The organism is Aeromonas allosaccharophila, from assembly GCF_016026615.1.
Taxonomy (GTDB): Bacteria; Pseudomonadota; Gammaproteobacteria; order Enterobacterales; family Aeromonadaceae; genus Aeromonas; species Aeromonas allosaccharophila.
The window spans coordinates 472,996-487,780 of sequence record NZ_CP065745.1; the positions used below are offsets into that span (position 1 = coordinate 472,996).

A 14,785-nucleotide genomic window follows, 5' to 3' on the forward strand; every position below is an offset into this window, starting at 1 on the left:
CGTATAATCCAAATCAGCTTGAAAGGGCGATAGTTATGTCAATGAATACGATGTTCTACATCTTGTCCTGTTGTTCATAAGTTAATCCCGTTTTTTGAGCTTTATCCGCTGAAAAGCATAAGTAATTATTTTGAATACAGGTTTAAAGATATGTCTAACATGATCACCGGTACCGTTAAGTTTTTCAACGAAACCAAAGGTTTTGGCTTCATCCAGCAAGAAAACGGCCCGGACGTTTTCGTTCACTTCAGCGCTATTCAAGGTGCCGGTTTCCGCACCCTGGCTGAAGGTCAGCGCGTACAGTTCTCTGTGACCCAAGGTCAGAAAGGCCCGCAGGCTGAGAACGTAACTGCTCTGTAATTCTTACAGAATTTAAGAAAGCCGTGGTACCTCTGGTGCCACGGCTTTTTGTTTATCTGGCTCCCGCTACTGACTCACATGTGCTGAATCATGCTGCTATCGCTTCTGCTTGTTGCCACCCTTACACCGATCTCTGACGCGCCGGTACCGGTTCAATCCGCGATGGAAGTGCAGGCTATCTGCCAGCAATTTGTCCAGGTCAGGATGGGGGCTGCTCTACAGCCCTATGAGGTCCATGCACGACTGGTCCCTGAAAGGGAAAGGGAGTGGCTGGTGGATGGCAAAGTAAAAGGACCCGAAGGTCCTTTGCTGTTTGCCTGTCATCTACGCCAGGGGGCACATTGGGAGCTACTTAACTTTTCACTCTGGGCACCACAGCCCGTCAAAGCGGTTTGAGTGCGACCAGCAGGTGCTGCAGGTGTTCAACCATGGTCATGCCAAACGGGGTGAGATAGCCGCCATCTTCTGCACTGATCAGTCCCTGCTGATGCAGACGAACCGCTGCTTGGCACAATTCATCAGACATATCGCTGCGTAATTTAATCCCCAGGCTCATGTTGGCCGGATCAAAGCATGCCAGTATTTTCAAATCGTTCACGAATTCGTTAGAAACCTGGTCGATCCCAATCATGGATTTACTCCTTACGCTAAAGATGTATGCAAATTAGCATCCCCGGATCCACTTTAGTGGGCGCTGGCTCAAATTATTGATCTTTGGCTGGATGCTGCGTTTCAAATGCTGTTTTTTTCGGCGTAATCAGATGGTTGGCTAACAGCGTCGCCAAGGGTCGAGCCGGGCCAAACGTGATAGGATAGGGCACTTCTTTATATCGGACGGTCTATTGGTGGCTGTTCGCCCTGTTCAAGGTATCGCTCATGGTCAAGATCACTCTGGTATCCCTGCTGCATTCACTTTGTGCCCGCTTTCCTGTCTACCCTACCGCTTCGCTGACGTCACTGCTGGATGCCCATCAGGGCGAGGTGTGGTTGCCTGCGCGCAAGGGGGCCGATATTGCGCTGCTGCGCAAGCATGCCAAGGGGGCTCATGAACTGGCTTCACTCGATGCAGGCTGGTGTGATTTTGCCGCCAGCGACAGTGGCGAGACGCCCGAGCTGGATGCGCTTGCCAACTACGACAGCGAGATGATGGATAACCTGCTGATGTACTGGCACAGCGCCGCCAAGATCAATAGCCCGATCACCGATAACCTGTTCGAGCTGCGCCGCGAAGTGGTGGATGAGGCACACGGGGCCAAGCTCGCGGCCGCCTGGGAGCAGCAACAACAGCTGCGTTTTGAACAGCTGATGGCGATGGCGGCCAAGGGCCGGGATCTGCTCTGCTTTGTCGAAGTGGAGTCCGCCTACTGGCTGCGGCAAAAGCTCAGTGAGCAAACGGACATCAGCCTCTGCGCTCCCTCGATTGAGTGAGTAGGAAGGTGGTTTCGGTACGCAGATGAAGAGGCTGTTCAACCACAAACAGCGGTTGTACAGGAAGGTTGAGCTGTAGCGCGAGGAGTGGTCGGGAGAAGAGTATCTGCTCCCCCATGATGTGCGTTTGGCTAGAGAAGGTTGAAAATAGATGGCCCATGACGGGCCATCCTGGTTAAGTAAACGTCAGCAGATCAGAAGGTAATGTTGGTCGAGATCCAGAAGCGGCGCCCTTCCTGATTGTTGTTGTATTCGTTGGCATACGCGGTTTTGCCACCGTCGTTATAGGCGTGGTACTGCAAGAAGTCCTCATCCAGCAAGTTGTAGATGGTGCCATTGACGGTTACGTTGTCGCTGATCCGGTAAGACGCCCCCAGATGGAACAGGGTAAACGCGCTGTAATCACCAAACGCATCTTGCTCGGCACCCACTCCGCGCCAACGCTTGCTGCGATATTCCCCCTGCAACCAGGTATTGAGCTGGGCTGTGGTTTGCCAGTTCAGCTTCATGTTGACCATATGCTTGGGGGTATCGGTCAGTGGCTGGCCCGCTTGTTTGCCCGATTTCTGCTCGCTGTCGGTGAAGGTGTAGTTGGCCTTGAGATCCCAGTATTCGGCCAACGGAATATAAGATCCCACCTCTACGCCCCGGGTAATGGCTTCATCGATGTTGACCGTCTGGCCAAACTCCTTGATGTCATTCCAGTTGGTGCCAATGTCGATACAACCCGGCTGATTGGGCACCTTGCTGTAGTGACAGTTAGCCACCGGCGTACCACTGGCGATCTTGTCGTGGAAGTCGTTGTGGAACAGGGTGACGTTGGCGTTAAAGCCGTTATCGGCCTGATAGTAGGCGGCTATTTCAGAGCTGGTGGTGGTTTCGGGCGTCAGGCTGGGAGTACCGATCAGCGGCAAGGCACCCTGACGACCAAATCCGACGATCCCGCTGGTCAGTTGATCCAGGCGAGGGGTCTTGTAACCCTGGCTGACACCGCCTTTAAAGGTCCAGTTGCTGCTGGCATCCCATACCAGATATCCACGGGGACTGAGCTGGCTGCCAAATACGCTGTGATCATCGTGACGGGCGCCGATGGTTAGTGCCCAGTCGGGCAGGAAACGCCACTCATCTTCGGCAAATAGCGCCCATTGGGTATGCTCAAACGGTGCAGTAGCGACGCCGTCGATCATCTCGGCTTTCCACCACTGACCACCTACCGAGAGGGTGTTATCGCCCAGTACGGTGACCAGCTTGCTGTCGACAATGGTGTTCTCCAGCTCCAGAGTGCGCGGTGCGCCTGCGGTTTTGCCCGGAACGCCCTTGGGCAGGGTACGCCCTGCGGTGTCGGTTTCACTGCGAGTAATGCTGCTGGAGAGGTTGCCGAAATTGAAACGGCCATCGTGAGCCAGCACATACTGATCGCGGGTATAGCGTTGCTGTTTGTCATAACCCCCGATCTTGGTCGGCGTATCCAGGGTGCCAAGCTGGCCTTCACTGTTGTCATACTCTTGGGTGCCGCGGTCAACATCGAACCAGATGTCCTGATTGTCGGTAGGGGTGAACGTCAACCGTCCTCCCAGGTTGCGGATATCCGATTTAACCGGATTTGCCCCCATGATCGGTGTTTTCTCCACGCCATTCGCATCTTGATAGCGAATGTCAGAGGCACTGCGATCAAACAGGCTGCCACGCAGGGTCAGTCCCAGCTTGTCTTCAATGACGGCGCCGCTGGTATAGAAACTGACGCCGGCACTGTCGCCAAACTCACTGTGTTGCTGCTGGGTATTTTCCAGCGTCAGGGCACCCATCCACTCCTTGGCGGGTTTGCGGGTAATGATGTTGACCACCCCCCCCATGGCATCTGAGCCGTAGAGCGTCGACATGGGGCCACGGATCACTTCGATGCGCTCAATGGCGGCCACTGGCGGCATAAAGCTGTTGGACGTTTCACCGAATCCATTGGGGGTCACGTTCCCCACATTGTTCTGACGGCGCCCATCGATCAGTACCAGGGTGTAGTCGCTGGGCATACCCCGCATGCTGATATTCAGGCCACCAGTCTTGCCGACGCTGCCTCCCACATCCACCCCTTCCACATCGCTGAGTGCATCAGCAATGCTGGCCACCCGTTTTTGTTCCAGATCTTCGCGGGTGATGACCGTGATGCTGGCGGGGGCATCGGTGACCTTCTGCTCAAATCCGGATGCTGTGACCACCATGGTTTCATTGATGGTCTGGGCCAGGGTTGCACCCGCAGGCAGCAAGGCGAGCGCAATGGCGTAACCGAGGTGGGATGGTTGAGGCATGGGCATGTTAACTCTCCTGTTTATATTCTGAACTCTGCTGAACTACCAAAATTATTATTGATAATCATTATCATCCTTTCGCGGCAGCATTCTATGCAAAGTCACAACGCGCAGAGAGTGATGTTTATGGAACCTGTCGTTCCAAAAACTGGAACTCGCGAGAGGAGGCTGTACCTCGGGTGATAGTTAATTAATCGCTTGAGGATTAATTTCATTTAAAATCAGTTGGTTATTTTTTCAGTAGCACAAAATGACGACGCCGCCCTCCCGCAAAAAAAGTGTTGTTGTCAATAACGTTAATTAAACGCCATTGACAATGATTCGCATTTACAATAGTTTGCCGCCGCTTATGACGACCATCCTGCGGGAGCTTTTCTTTATCATGTCGAGCCACTCTGCCCGTCCTCACCATGTACCTCGCTGGGTCCGGCCTCTGCATACCTACAGCTCCATGCTGATGCTGATGGTCATGCTCTTTTTCACCCTGACCGGATTGACTCTCAATAACCGCCAATGGCTACCCGCCCCGTCTCCCCTGATCCAGCAACAGCTGTCATTACCGCCCCTGTGGGCCGAGACCGGTTTATGGCAGGAGGATCCGCTGTTGGCTGGTACTCAGCTGTTTCACTGGTTACGCCAGCAACACGGGCTCGAGGGAGGCGAGATGGTGATGGAGTGGAATGCCGAAGAGCAGTTGCTCACCCTCGACATCAAGCGTCCCGGCGGTTACAGCCTGGTCGAGATTGAACCCGCCTTGGCAGAGGTGAGGATTGAGACCCAGCCATCTGGCGTCCTGGCCGTGCTCAACGATCTGCACATGGGTCGTTACAGCGGTGAGATGTGGCGATGGTTTATCGATCTCAGTTCGTTGGTGATGCTGCTTTTTACCCTGACCGGGTTCTGGCTGGTGTTGTCCCGGCGCAATCGTCGCACCAGCCTGTTTGGCCTGAGTGTGACGGGCGCGGCCCTGATGGGCGTGCTTTATTTCGTGATCCTCTACTACTAAACGGAGTCCCGGATGCTCAAATCCACCATGCTGGCACTCTCGCTGGCGAGCTTGCCAGCGGTTGCTGACGTCACTCTGTCGCTGGAACTGCCCCGCCACGAAGGCAGCCAATACCGTCCTTATGTTGCGGTCTGGGTTGAAAACCCCCGGCAACAGGCGGTGGCGACCATCACCGTCTGGCGCAAAGAGGCGGACTGGCTCAAGGATATGCGGCGCTGGTGGCGAAAAAGTGGTCGTTATGAGAACGGCCTGCCGGATGGCGTCTCCGGTGCGACTCGTAAACCGGGCGTGCACCAGCTGCACTGGGATGGCCGTGACCATCAGGGGAATGCCCTGCCGTCGGGACGCTACTCCCTGCATATCGAAGCCGTGCGCGAACATGGCAGCCGTTCTCTGGTCAGCCAACCCATTGAGCTTGGCCAAACAGCCAGCTACCACCTGAAACCGGTCGCCGAACTGGGCCCGATCACCATACATACCGGAGTTAAATCATGACCAAATATTCTGCTGGCTGGGGGCTGCTCGCCCTGTTCGCCACCTGTGCGGCCGCTCATCCGGTCTGGATGCTGCCGAGCGAGTTCAACGTGTCGAGCGACAAGGATCACTGGATCACCGTGGATGGTACCGCCTCCCACGGGGTCTTCAGCTTTGACAAGCCGATCGGGCTGGACAATGTCACCGTCTATGACCCGGCAGGCAACCCCGGCCGAACCGGTCCTTATTACAAGGGACAGCGCCGCAGCGTGTTCGATCTGGCCGTGAATGAGGTGGGCACTTACAAGATCGAGCTGCGCAATCCGCCTCGCTATGTCACCGCCTATACCATTGGCAAGCGCAATACCGAACGCCGGATCATGGCGAACAAGCAGGAGGCGGCCGCTCAGGTGCCCGCCAAGGCGCAAGGGGTAACCACCTATGCCATGCAAAATGTCAGCGCCTTCTATGTCACCCGTAACACCCCGAGCGATACCGTGCTCAAGAGCACGGGTCAGGGACTGGAGCTGCAACCCTTGACCCACCCCAGTGATGTGGTGGTGGGTGAAGCGGCCCGTTTTCGTCTGACGTTTGAGGGTCAGCCGTTGGCCGATCGCAAGGTGGAAGTGGTGGGTCACGGTACTCAGTGGCGCGACGGGCGCCAGCAGCAGGAACTGGTCAGCGACAAGGATGGTGTGGTGACGGTGACCCCGACCCAGACCGGCCCGCACCTGCTCTCTGCCAACATTGAGCAGGCCAGCCAATCGCCGATGGCTGACAAGGTTGCGATCAATTACCTGCTGACCTTCGAGGTATTGCCGCAATGATCCTGTGTAACAAGTGGCTGCCCGCTCTGGCCCTGCTGATGCCGCTGGCCGCACAAGCTCACTATCCGGTGATGGATTGTGGCCGTGAGGGTAACGAACTGGTCTGCAAGGTGGGCTACAGCGACGGTACCCTGGCGAGCGGTGCCGAGGTCGTCATGTATAGCTATGACGACGAGGTGCTGTTCTCCGTCAAGGCCAATGGCCGTTCGGAAGCGCGTTTCACCGAGCCGGAGGGGGAGTTTTATATCCGCTTCGATGCCGGACATGAAGAACCCGCTGAATTTGATTATGCCGAGCTGCTCTGAGATGAGCGGCTGCCGTGAGCGCGTCGTGCCGGATGATGGCCGCAATGAGAACCGCTGGGTGGCACTGTTCACCGCCGCCGTCTTGTTGTGCGGGGTAGTGGGGATCTATTTGCGTCAGGCGCCAGACACGCCTGTGGCACAAACGCCTGATCTCACCCCGGCTGGCCGTCAGCAGCTGACCGAGCTGGTTATCGCCCTCGATGAGGCCGGCTTTATGGCCAGTGATGGCCACTGGCCCGCGCTGGCCGCCATGGAGCAAGCCCTGATCCCCCCTTTTAGCGAGGGGGGCTGGCAAGAGCTGGCCAATGGCTGCTGGCTGGGACCACGAGTGGGCGAACCCGATGCGCGCTGGCTTGTCTCGTTGCCTGCTAATGCCATTTTTCTCGATGGCGAAGGGGCATCCGGCATCTCTGACTGCACTACACCTCTCCACTGGATTTTGATGACACCATGATGCGTATTTTTCTGGGCCTGAGCCTGCTGCTGACCCCCCTTGTTGCATGGAGCAAGCCGTTGACCGTGGGGATCACCCTTCACCCTTATTACAGCTATGTGCACCATATCGTGGGTGATCGTGCCAAGGTGGTGCCGCTGATCGAGAGCGGCTTCAACCCCCATAGCTATGAACTGCAACCGAGCGATCTCAAGCGCTTGAGCAGCATGGATGCACTGGTGCTCAACGGCATCGGCCATGACGAGTTTGCGGTACATGCCCTTGAGGGGCTGGCGCTGCCCAAGCTGACCCGGATTTACGCCAATGCCGACTTGCCGCTGCTCGCCACCAGCAAGGGGAGCTACAACCCCCATACCTTCGTGGCCATCGATGCCGCGGTGCGTCAGGTCTATACCATTGCTCGCGAGCTGGGGCGACTTGATCCGGCCAACCGCGACTATTTTCAGCAAAATGCCCTGACCTATGCCCGCAGCCTGCGAGCCATCAAGAACCGCTACCGGGCTGAGTTGTTGACGCTGGATCTGGCCAGTGTGCGCATCGCCAGTACCCATAATGCCTACGGCTATCTGCTGCAGGAGTTTGGCATCGGCATCGACACCGTCATTGAACCGGCCCACGGGGTTGAGCCCAATGCGACCCAGTTGCAGCAGACTATTGAGCGGATCAAGGCGGCCAATATTCAGGTGCTGTTTACCGAGCTGGATATGGATAACCGCTACGTGGAGCTGATCCAGAACGCCACCGGGATCCGGATTTACCACTTCTCCCACATGACGTTTGGTGACTATGACCCTGACCTGGTGAGCCGCGAGATGGATCACAACCTCAAGACCCTGGTCAAGGCGCTGTCACTGGCGGCGCAGGCCAGCTGATGGGGCCGTCAATCCTGCTGCAAGGGCTTGCCTTGTCGCTCAATCGGGTGAGCATACTCCAGCCCATCGATGGCACCTTCGCGGCGGGCAAGCTGCATGCCATCGTTGGCCCCAACGGCGCGGGCAAATCCTCCTTGCTCAAGTGCGTGCTGGGTCTGCGACCCCATAGCGGCGACGTGTTTCGGGAGTGGGCGGGGGCGCCGGGTCCGGTGGCTTATGTGCCGCAGCAGAGCCAGTTTGAGCCATCCCTGCCCATCACCATCAACGAATTCCTGCTGGCGACATTCTCGCGCCGCCCCCTGTGGTTGCCGATGACGTCGGCGGCGAAAGTGCGGATCGATCAGCTGTTGGCGCAAGTCGGGCTGACCGGGAAGGGACATTTGCGCCTCGGTCAGCTGTCTGGGGGGGAACGCCAGCGCTTGCTGCTGGCACAAGGGCTGGATCAGGGGAGTCAACTCTGGTGTCTGGATGAGCCCATGACCGGGCTGGATCAAGAGGGACAAGAGATGGTTAACCGCTTGCTGCTGCAACTGCGCGGGCAAGGGGCCACCTTGCTGGTGGTGCATCATGACATGACCTGGGTGAGGCGTTATGCCGACCGGGTATGGGTGATTGATGGCGGGCTGGCAGCGGTCGGTACCCCGGATGAGGTGTTTGCCGATGCCCAACTGGAGGTGGCGTGATGGAGAGTCTGCGTCAATGGGTATTCTCCCTCTTTGCAAGCGGCTATTTGCCCGAGATGTTCCAGTACGCCTTTCTGACCAATGCCCTGGTAGCGGCCCTCTTGATGGGGCCTCTGCTCGGGGCGCTGGGCCCGCTGGTGGTGGTCAAGCGGCTGGCGTTTTTCTCCGAAGCGGTCGGCCACGGTGCCCTGACCGGTGTGGCTCTCGGGATCTTGCTGGGCGAACCGGCGACGGCGCCGCTGGTGGCGCTGTTTTGTTTTTGCATCCTATTTGCCCTGCTGCTCCACTGGGTCAAGAGCCGCACCCAGATCCCTTATGATGCGTTGGTGGGCGTGTTCCTCTCGTTTGCCATCGCGCTGGGGGCCGCCTTGCTGCTCTATGTGGCCAAGCGGGTCAACGTACATATCCTGGAAAACGTGCTGTTTGGCTCGATCCTGACGGTCAAGGATCTCGACCTGCTAGTGCTGCTGATCATTGCCATTCCTGCGCTGCTGATGTTGCTGCGCGGAACCAATACCGCCCTGCTGGCGAGTCTGGCGCCGGAGTTGGCGCGCAGCCGCGGGGTGGCGGTGCGTCTCTATGACTATCTGTTCGTGTTGCTGATTGCCCTGATGACGGTCGCCTCGGTCAAGGTGATTGGGGCCATTCTGGTGGGGGCGCTGCTGCTTATCCCCGCAACGGCGGCCCGACTGGTGAGTCGCAGTGGTGCCCAGTTTTTCTGGCTCTCGGTGCTGTTTTCAACCCTCAGTTGCTTCCTCGGCATTCTGGTGCCGATGGCGGGCGCCCTGCCACTGCCTTCCGGGGCGGCCATCGTGATGTTTGCCTCGCTCTTTTTTGTACTTGCGCTCGGTTACCGTCGCTGGAGAACCATTGAATGAGATCCTTTGTTTGTTTGCTGCTCGGCCTGCTGGCGTTGCCGTTGTGGGCTGCGCCGACCGTGGTCAGTACCGTGCCGGTGTTGCACGCCATCAACCTTTCGCTGTTGGCCGACACCGGTATCGTCGCCCGTTATCTGCCGCCCGCCAGATTGCCGCTGAACCGGATCCCCGGCTGGCTGAGCAAGGTGGACGTGGCCACCCTGGGACCGGCCGATGCCCTGCTGACGATGGAGTCGTTGCAGCCGGAGCTGGCGATATATCCCCTGTTGCGCCAGCGCCAGATCCGGGTCGTGCCCATTGATGTCGCGCGGGAGCTGGCGCCGGCAGGCGCCAAAGTGACCCTGCGAGCGGACGGGGAGGGGGACTACTTCTGGCTCGATTTTGGCAATCTGACCCTGATGGGCAATGTGGCCGCGCGGGATCTGGCCCGTATGTGGCCAGCCCAGAGCGCGCAGATTGAACGCAATCGCCAGCGATTGCTGCGGGCGGTGCAGGGCAGTGCCATGGCGTTTGACGATGTGCTGCTGGCGCACAATGTGGCCAGTCTGGCGGTGGCCGATCAACGGCTGATGCCACTGGCGCAGGCGCTCGGTCTGCCATTGGTGCCGCAACAGCAGGCCGATCTGGTGCTGACCAGTCGTCCGCTCAAAGGGCGTTCCCGTGGCATCTGGCAGCCGGACCCCTTGCTGCGGCTTGGAGATCAGCCGATCGAAGTCTGGCTGATGCAAAATCAGCAAGCTCTGGTTCGCCAGCTCGCGCCAACAGCCGATTGATGCGGGAATGTGAATGCTGGACCTGATCGAAATTAAAATATTCTGCGCCGTGGTCGAGTGCGGCGGTCTAACCGCTGCCGCCGATCAACTCGGTTTCCCGAAATCGACCATGAGCCGTCGTCTCGCCCAGCTGGAGCTGCGGGTTGGTCAGCCGTTATTGCGTCGTCAGAGCAATCGACTGCAACTGACGGAGGCGGGTCGATTATTTGAATCCTATGCCCGGCAGATGCTGCGACTCTCGCAGCAAGGGCTGCAGGTGATGGAGGATCTGCGGGAAGAGGTGAGCGGGGAGTTGCAGGTACGCTGTCACCCCGTCTGTGCCGAGACATGGTTTGTGGAAGCGCTTGAGTCGTTTCTGGAGCACTATCCCGGGGCCAGGATCAGTCTGAAAACAGACGAGCAGCTCTCTCCCAACAGTGCCGCTCAGGGTGAAATCTGGTGCTGGTTCGGGACGGATCCCGAGTGTGGTTTGCGTTACGAGCCGTTGGTGCAACTGCCCGCCTCTCTTTATGCCAGCCCGGACTATCTGGCAGGACAGCAGCCGATACAACACCCCAGGGATGTGAGCACCCATGACTGGATTGGTGAGGGCGCGACGATCAACGACGGGGTGCTGTTACGGCATCGACAGGAGGGGGAGTATCTGTGCCAGCCTACGCCCTCTCGCTTGCTGTTTGATGATGTGGGGATGCAGATCAGCGCGATGCGACGTGGCCGGGGCATCGGTATTTTACCAGATACCCGTGTCCGGGCGCTGAACCGGGCCCATCCGGACAGCTTGATCCCCTGTTTGCCGGGTTGGCAAGCGGTGCCATGGCAGGTGGGATTGCTCTATCCTTATGGGCGGCAGCCGCGCAAGGTCAGTGCATTACTGGCTCATATTCGCAGTGCGCTCCCACCCTCCTGGCGCGGGTGCAAGCTGGACAAGCTGCCGACAAGATGTGAACATGGCGCCCTTTATCGAGAGAGAGACTTGGCCAATGAGCTATGAACTGAGCGACACCGAGCGCAATGCCGCGCTGCAACTGAACGCTGATTACCGTTACGAACACTTCATCAGCAAGCTGGTCGAGCATGAAGAGCTGTTTGTTCTGACTGACGAACATGGCGTCATGATGCTGACCACCGATGATGAAGATTGCATCCCGGTATGGCCGCACCCGGAGTACGCCAAGGCGTGGGCCGAAGGTGAGTGGGCCGATTGCAAGCCGCAGTCCATCACCCTGAAAGTGTGGCTGGAGCGCTGGGTTGACGGTATGGAGCAGGACGAGCTGTGTGTTGCCGTGTTCCCGACCCCGGATCAGGAAGGCATCGTGCTGGAGCCGGCCGACGTGGCTGACGCCATTGCCGAGAAGCAGGCCAAGCGCGGCTAATTGCCTCGTTTGCTTGCAAGCAACCCGGTTGCAAAACAAGACCCCGCCACTGTGCGGGGTCTGTCGTTTTTGGGGCGGACATCCTGTGCTCGCTGGAGCAGAGGAGGGCGGCCAAAATTACGGTTGCCGATAAGTGGTGTCAGTCAGGAGCACGACCGGGAACGTTTGGTCGGCCTTGATGGCCGCTTTGGTCTGTGCCTTTGCCTCTTCATCAATCCACAGCAGTCCACCGTAGCTGTAACCGCTGTTGTCGCCACCGAGGGGCCAGTAGAGCTGCTCGCTCTTGGGGGTTGCGGGCTCCTTGGGCAGTTTGATCCAGCGCCAGGCCCCTTCCCGCGTGTAGGGCACCTGATAGGCAGGGACGAAGCTGGCCAGCTCATAGAGCCGCTGCTGGATCTGCCGTGACAGGGCCGCCTTTTTGGCAAAGTCGAACTCCTTGTCGTACTGCTCCACCAGCGCCGTGATGGCGTCATCATCGATGTTCATGATGTTGTTGGTCTGGGGCTTGTTGGCATTGACCTTGTGGAAGAACTCCCAATAGGCGGGGTAGCGGCCGCCGCTCCAGGCCATCCAGGCGCTCTGATGCTTTTTCTCCAGCATCGATTTGAACCCGGCCGAGGCATCCATCAGGTTGAGCTCGAGATTAAGCCCCGCCTTCTTGGCCTCTTCCCGCAGCAGCGTGAGCCGCTGGGCGTGTTCTGCGGTGGTGTAGGTGATGGCGAGGGTCAGTGACTGCCCCTTGTCGTTTTGCAAAATCCCCTGCGGCCCCACCTTGTTGAAACCGGCTTTGGCAAAGTATTCCCGCGCCAGTTTGGGAGCGAACGGACGGGCCTTGATCTCGCTGTTGGTAAACTCCCCCTGACCGGCGCCATAGCTGTTGAGGCGCAGGTAATCCCCCCGCAACAGGGTGGTGAGCATCTTGTCGAGGTTGAGGGCGTGCTGGATCCCGAGCCGCACATCGAGATTGCTCAGCAGCGGATCGGCGGTGTTGAGATAGAGCCCCATCGGCGATTGCGGGGTCTGGTTGTAGAACCAGATACGCGAGATATAACCCTTTTCGAACTCCGACGTTTTGGTCTTGTCGTGCCACCAGTTGGGCATCACCAGTGGGAAGGTGTCGAGATCGCCGCGCAGGAAGTGCTGCCAGGCGATGTTCAGATCCCTGAGCACCTTGATCTCGATCCGCGCGGGATTGAAGCGATGCTGGAAGTAACGTTCGTCATCCCCCCACCAGTTTTCAATCCGCTTGAAGGTAACCGACTTGCCCTTTTTCACCTGATCGAGCTGATAGGGGCCAGTGACCGGCAACACCTTCCAGTTGTACTCCTTGACCCAGTTGGCAGTGAGCGTGATGGCGTGGCTCGGCTCCGGGCTGATGGGCAGTGATTCGAGCAGATCCTGGCGGCTCTTTTCGGTGCCGCTGGTGATGGCCAGGGTGCGATCATCAAACTTGGTGATGTCGGCTATCTGGGTGCTGTAGTAGTTGTTGTACCAGGGATCGTTGATCTCTTTGCTGCGCATCATCTTGAGGGTAAAGAGCCAGTCATCGGCGGTGACCGGTTGGCCGTCTGACCAGCGCGCCTTGGGATTGATGCGAAAATAGAGGGTCTTGTGGTCGGCGCCGAAGGCCCACTCGTTGGCCAGCATCGGCATGGGATTGCCGGTGACGGGGTGGGTGCTCAGCAGTGGCAGGTTGCTCTCTCGCACGTAACCGGCAAAGCCGCCGTTGGAGTCGGGGCCATATTTGCGCAAGGTAAGGGGGAAGCTGGTCATAAAGGTGCGAAAGGTGCCGCCGCGCCTGGCTGCCGGATCGGCATAGAGAGGATCCTGGTTGTTGCTCTCCCACTTCAAATCAGCGGGTAGCGTGGCACTCCAGCCAAACGGGCTCCAGCACAGGGTCAGGGCGATGGCGGTGGCGCGAATGATAGGGGGGAGGCGGCGCCCCCCGGCGGTGATGGTCGATGGCATATCCTTGCTCTCCTGAAAGTCTGCTTCCTGCAGATCACGCTCTGATAATGTCAGCCCTGATAGGGACTGGCTCATCATGAAAATTTTATCCTGTCAGGTCAATGAAATAGCGCGAATTGACAGGCGCTCATCAAGTCGCGCTCTGTGGTTTTAACCCGCGCAGTCGGCCACCGAGCAGATGCACCACAAAGCCGAGCAGCACCAGACCTGAACCCAGCCACTGCATGGCGGTCGGATGTTCATCGAGCAGCAGGGCGGCCGCCACCATGCCGACACAAGGGATCAGCAGGGAGAGGGGCGCCACCTGTGCCACCGGGTAGCGCATCAGCAGTCGCCCCCACAGGCCGTAACCCAGCCAGGTCGCGACATACGAGAGATAAAGCACGCACAGCAATCCCTGCCAGCTGAAGTTGAGCAGGCTGCTGGCTATCAGCTCCGGCCCCTCGAACAGCCAGGAGAGGGCAAAAAACGGCAGGATGGGCACCAGACCGCCCCAGGCGATCAGGCTCGGCAGCGTGGTCTGATAGCGCAGACCAATCTGGCGATTGATGACGTTGCCAAGGCCCCAGCAGGCTGCGGCGCACAGTGTCAGCACGAAGCCGAGCAGGGTCAGGTTGCCTTCGCCGTGGGTGGCGATGAGATAGAGGCCGAGCCCCGCCAGCGGCAGCGCCACCCAGTGGTGGGGCTGCCAGCGCTCCCCCAGCCAGATCATGGCGAACAGCAGGGTGAACACCACCTGGGATTGCAGCACCAGCGAGGCCATGCCCGCCGGCATGCCGAACTTCATGGCACTGAACAGAAAGGCGAACTGACCGAGGCTGATGGCCCCGCCGTAGGCCAGCAGCCAGCGCCAGGGCATGGCGGGCCTGGGCACCAGCAAGATGGCGGGAAAGACCACGCCGATAAAGCGCAGCGCACCCAGCAGTAGCGGTGGTATCCCCTCCAGCCCCCACTTGATGGCGATGAAGTTGAGCCCCCAGCAGAGGATGACCAGAGCGGCCAGACACTTGTCCTTGGTTTGCATGGTTGAAATCCCTGTCATCAGCAGTGCGGCGCGCGGATTTACACAGCCCGGCGCGAT

The 14,785-nt window shown here is 58.6% G+C and carries 18 protein-coding genes; 14 read left to right on the forward strand and 4 right to left on the reverse strand.

The genetic code is table 11. The features are described 5' to 3' along the window. Positions 1-150 precede the first annotated feature (150 nt). Both I6G90_RS02110 and I6G90_RS21450 read left to right on the forward strand, forming a co-directional pair. Positions 151-360, forward strand: coding sequence for a cold-shock protein (locus I6G90_RS02110; protein WP_075112094.1), 210 nt, complete (start codon positions 151-153; stop codon positions 358-360). Positions 361-450: 90 nt separating this feature from the next. After that, positions 451-756, forward strand: a complete 306-nt coding sequence (locus tag I6G90_RS21450; RefSeq protein WP_332260273.1) for a hypothetical protein — start codon at positions 451-453, stop codon at positions 754-756. On the opposite strand, the gene I6G90_RS02115 is transcribed toward I6G90_RS21450, so the two are convergent. Then, positions 743-991: a TIGR02647 family protein gene (locus tag I6G90_RS02115; RefSeq protein WP_197929536.1), complete on the reverse strand. Its 249-nt coding sequence runs from the start codon at positions 989-991 to the stop codon at positions 743-745. The two genes, I6G90_RS21450 and I6G90_RS02115, sit on opposite strands and share 14 nt — an antisense overlap. A 245-nt stretch (positions 992-1,236) precedes the next feature. On the opposite strand from I6G90_RS02115, the gene I6G90_RS02120 reads away from it, so the two are divergent. Next, positions 1,237-1,788, forward strand: a complete 552-nt coding sequence (locus tag I6G90_RS02120; RefSeq protein WP_197929537.1) for a hypothetical protein — start codon at positions 1,237-1,239, stop codon at positions 1,786-1,788. A gap of 194 nt (positions 1,789-1,982) precedes the next feature. Here I6G90_RS02120 and I6G90_RS02125 read toward each other — a convergent pair whose 3' ends face one another. Further along, positions 1,983-4,097, reverse strand: a complete 2,115-nt coding sequence (locus I6G90_RS02125) for a TonB-dependent receptor domain-containing protein (protein WP_197929538.1) — start codon at positions 4,095-4,097, stop codon at positions 1,983-1,985. A 376-nt stretch (positions 4,098-4,473) separates the two neighbouring features. Between I6G90_RS02125 and I6G90_RS02130 the strand changes: the two genes are divergently transcribed. The 11 genes from I6G90_RS02130 to I6G90_RS02180 are packed head-to-tail and all read left to right on the forward strand — an operon-like array spanning position 4,474 to position 11,736. Continuing rightward, positions 4,474-5,097, forward strand: coding sequence for a PepSY-associated TM helix domain-containing protein (locus I6G90_RS02130; RefSeq protein ID WP_197929539.1), 624 nt, complete (start codon positions 4,474-4,476; stop codon positions 5,095-5,097). A 12-nt stretch (positions 5,098-5,109) separates the two neighbouring features. Continuing rightward, positions 5,110-5,592 (forward strand): DUF2271 domain-containing protein, encoded by a 483-nt coding sequence (locus I6G90_RS02135; protein WP_197929540.1) that lies wholly within the window; start codon positions 5,110-5,112, stop codon positions 5,590-5,592. Next, complete coding sequence (locus tag I6G90_RS02140) at positions 5,589-6,398, forward strand: DUF4198 domain-containing protein (protein ID WP_197929542.1); 810 nt, start codon at positions 5,589-5,591, stop codon at positions 6,396-6,398. Before I6G90_RS02135 ends, I6G90_RS02140 begins: the two co-directional genes overlap by 4 nt. Next, entirely contained in the window at positions 6,395-6,703 is a 309-nt protein-coding gene (locus I6G90_RS02145; protein ID WP_182932584.1) for a hypothetical protein, read from the forward strand. The genes I6G90_RS02140 and I6G90_RS02145 overlap by 4 nt, the downstream gene beginning before the upstream one ends. Continuing rightward, positions 6,687-7,157: a hypothetical protein gene (locus I6G90_RS02150; protein ID WP_197929544.1), complete on the forward strand. Its 471-nt coding sequence runs from the start codon at positions 6,687-6,689 to the stop codon at positions 7,155-7,157. Before I6G90_RS02145 ends, I6G90_RS02150 begins: the two co-directional genes overlap by 17 nt. Then, on the forward strand, positions 7,157-8,029 hold the full coding sequence (locus I6G90_RS02155) for a metal ABC transporter solute-binding protein, Zn/Mn family (protein WP_182934300.1): 873 nt from the start codon (positions 7,157-7,159) through the stop codon (positions 8,027-8,029). Before I6G90_RS02150 ends, I6G90_RS02155 begins: the two co-directional genes overlap by 1 nt. Next, positions 8,029-8,712, forward strand: coding sequence for a metal ABC transporter ATP-binding protein (locus I6G90_RS02160; RefSeq protein ID WP_182932582.1), 684 nt, complete (start codon positions 8,029-8,031; stop codon positions 8,710-8,712). Before I6G90_RS02155 ends, I6G90_RS02160 begins: the two co-directional genes overlap by 1 nt. Then, on the forward strand, positions 8,712-9,590 hold the full coding sequence (locus tag I6G90_RS02165) for a metal ABC transporter permease (RefSeq protein WP_182932581.1): 879 nt from the start codon (positions 8,712-8,714) through the stop codon (positions 9,588-9,590). Before I6G90_RS02160 ends, I6G90_RS02165 begins: the two co-directional genes overlap by 1 nt. After that, positions 9,587-10,363: a hypothetical protein gene (locus I6G90_RS02170; protein ID WP_128821457.1), complete on the forward strand. Its 777-nt coding sequence runs from the start codon at positions 9,587-9,589 to the stop codon at positions 10,361-10,363. Before I6G90_RS02165 ends, I6G90_RS02170 begins: the two co-directional genes overlap by 4 nt. Positions 10,364-10,376: 13 nt before the next feature. Beyond that, positions 10,377-11,354: a LysR family transcriptional regulator gene (locus I6G90_RS02175; RefSeq protein ID WP_197929557.1), complete on the forward strand. Its 978-nt coding sequence runs from the start codon at positions 10,377-10,379 to the stop codon at positions 11,352-11,354. Beyond that, positions 11,344-11,736, forward strand: a complete 393-nt coding sequence (locus tag I6G90_RS02180) for a DUF2750 domain-containing protein (RefSeq protein WP_042057449.1) — start codon at positions 11,344-11,346, stop codon at positions 11,734-11,736. The genes I6G90_RS02175 and I6G90_RS02180 overlap by 11 nt, the downstream gene beginning before the upstream one ends. Before the next feature lie 117 nt (positions 11,737-11,853). On the opposite strand, the gene I6G90_RS02185 is transcribed toward I6G90_RS02180, so the two are convergent. Next, positions 11,854-13,704 (reverse strand): extracellular solute-binding protein, encoded by a 1,851-nt coding sequence (locus tag I6G90_RS02185; protein ID WP_197931140.1) that lies wholly within the window; start codon positions 13,702-13,704, stop codon positions 11,854-11,856. Between the two features lie 130 nt (positions 13,705-13,834). After that, on the reverse strand, positions 13,835-14,728 hold the full coding sequence (locus tag I6G90_RS02190) for an EamA family transporter (protein WP_197929559.1): 894 nt from the start codon (positions 14,726-14,728) through the stop codon (positions 13,835-13,837). Positions 14,729-14,785: the final 57 nt, after the last annotated feature.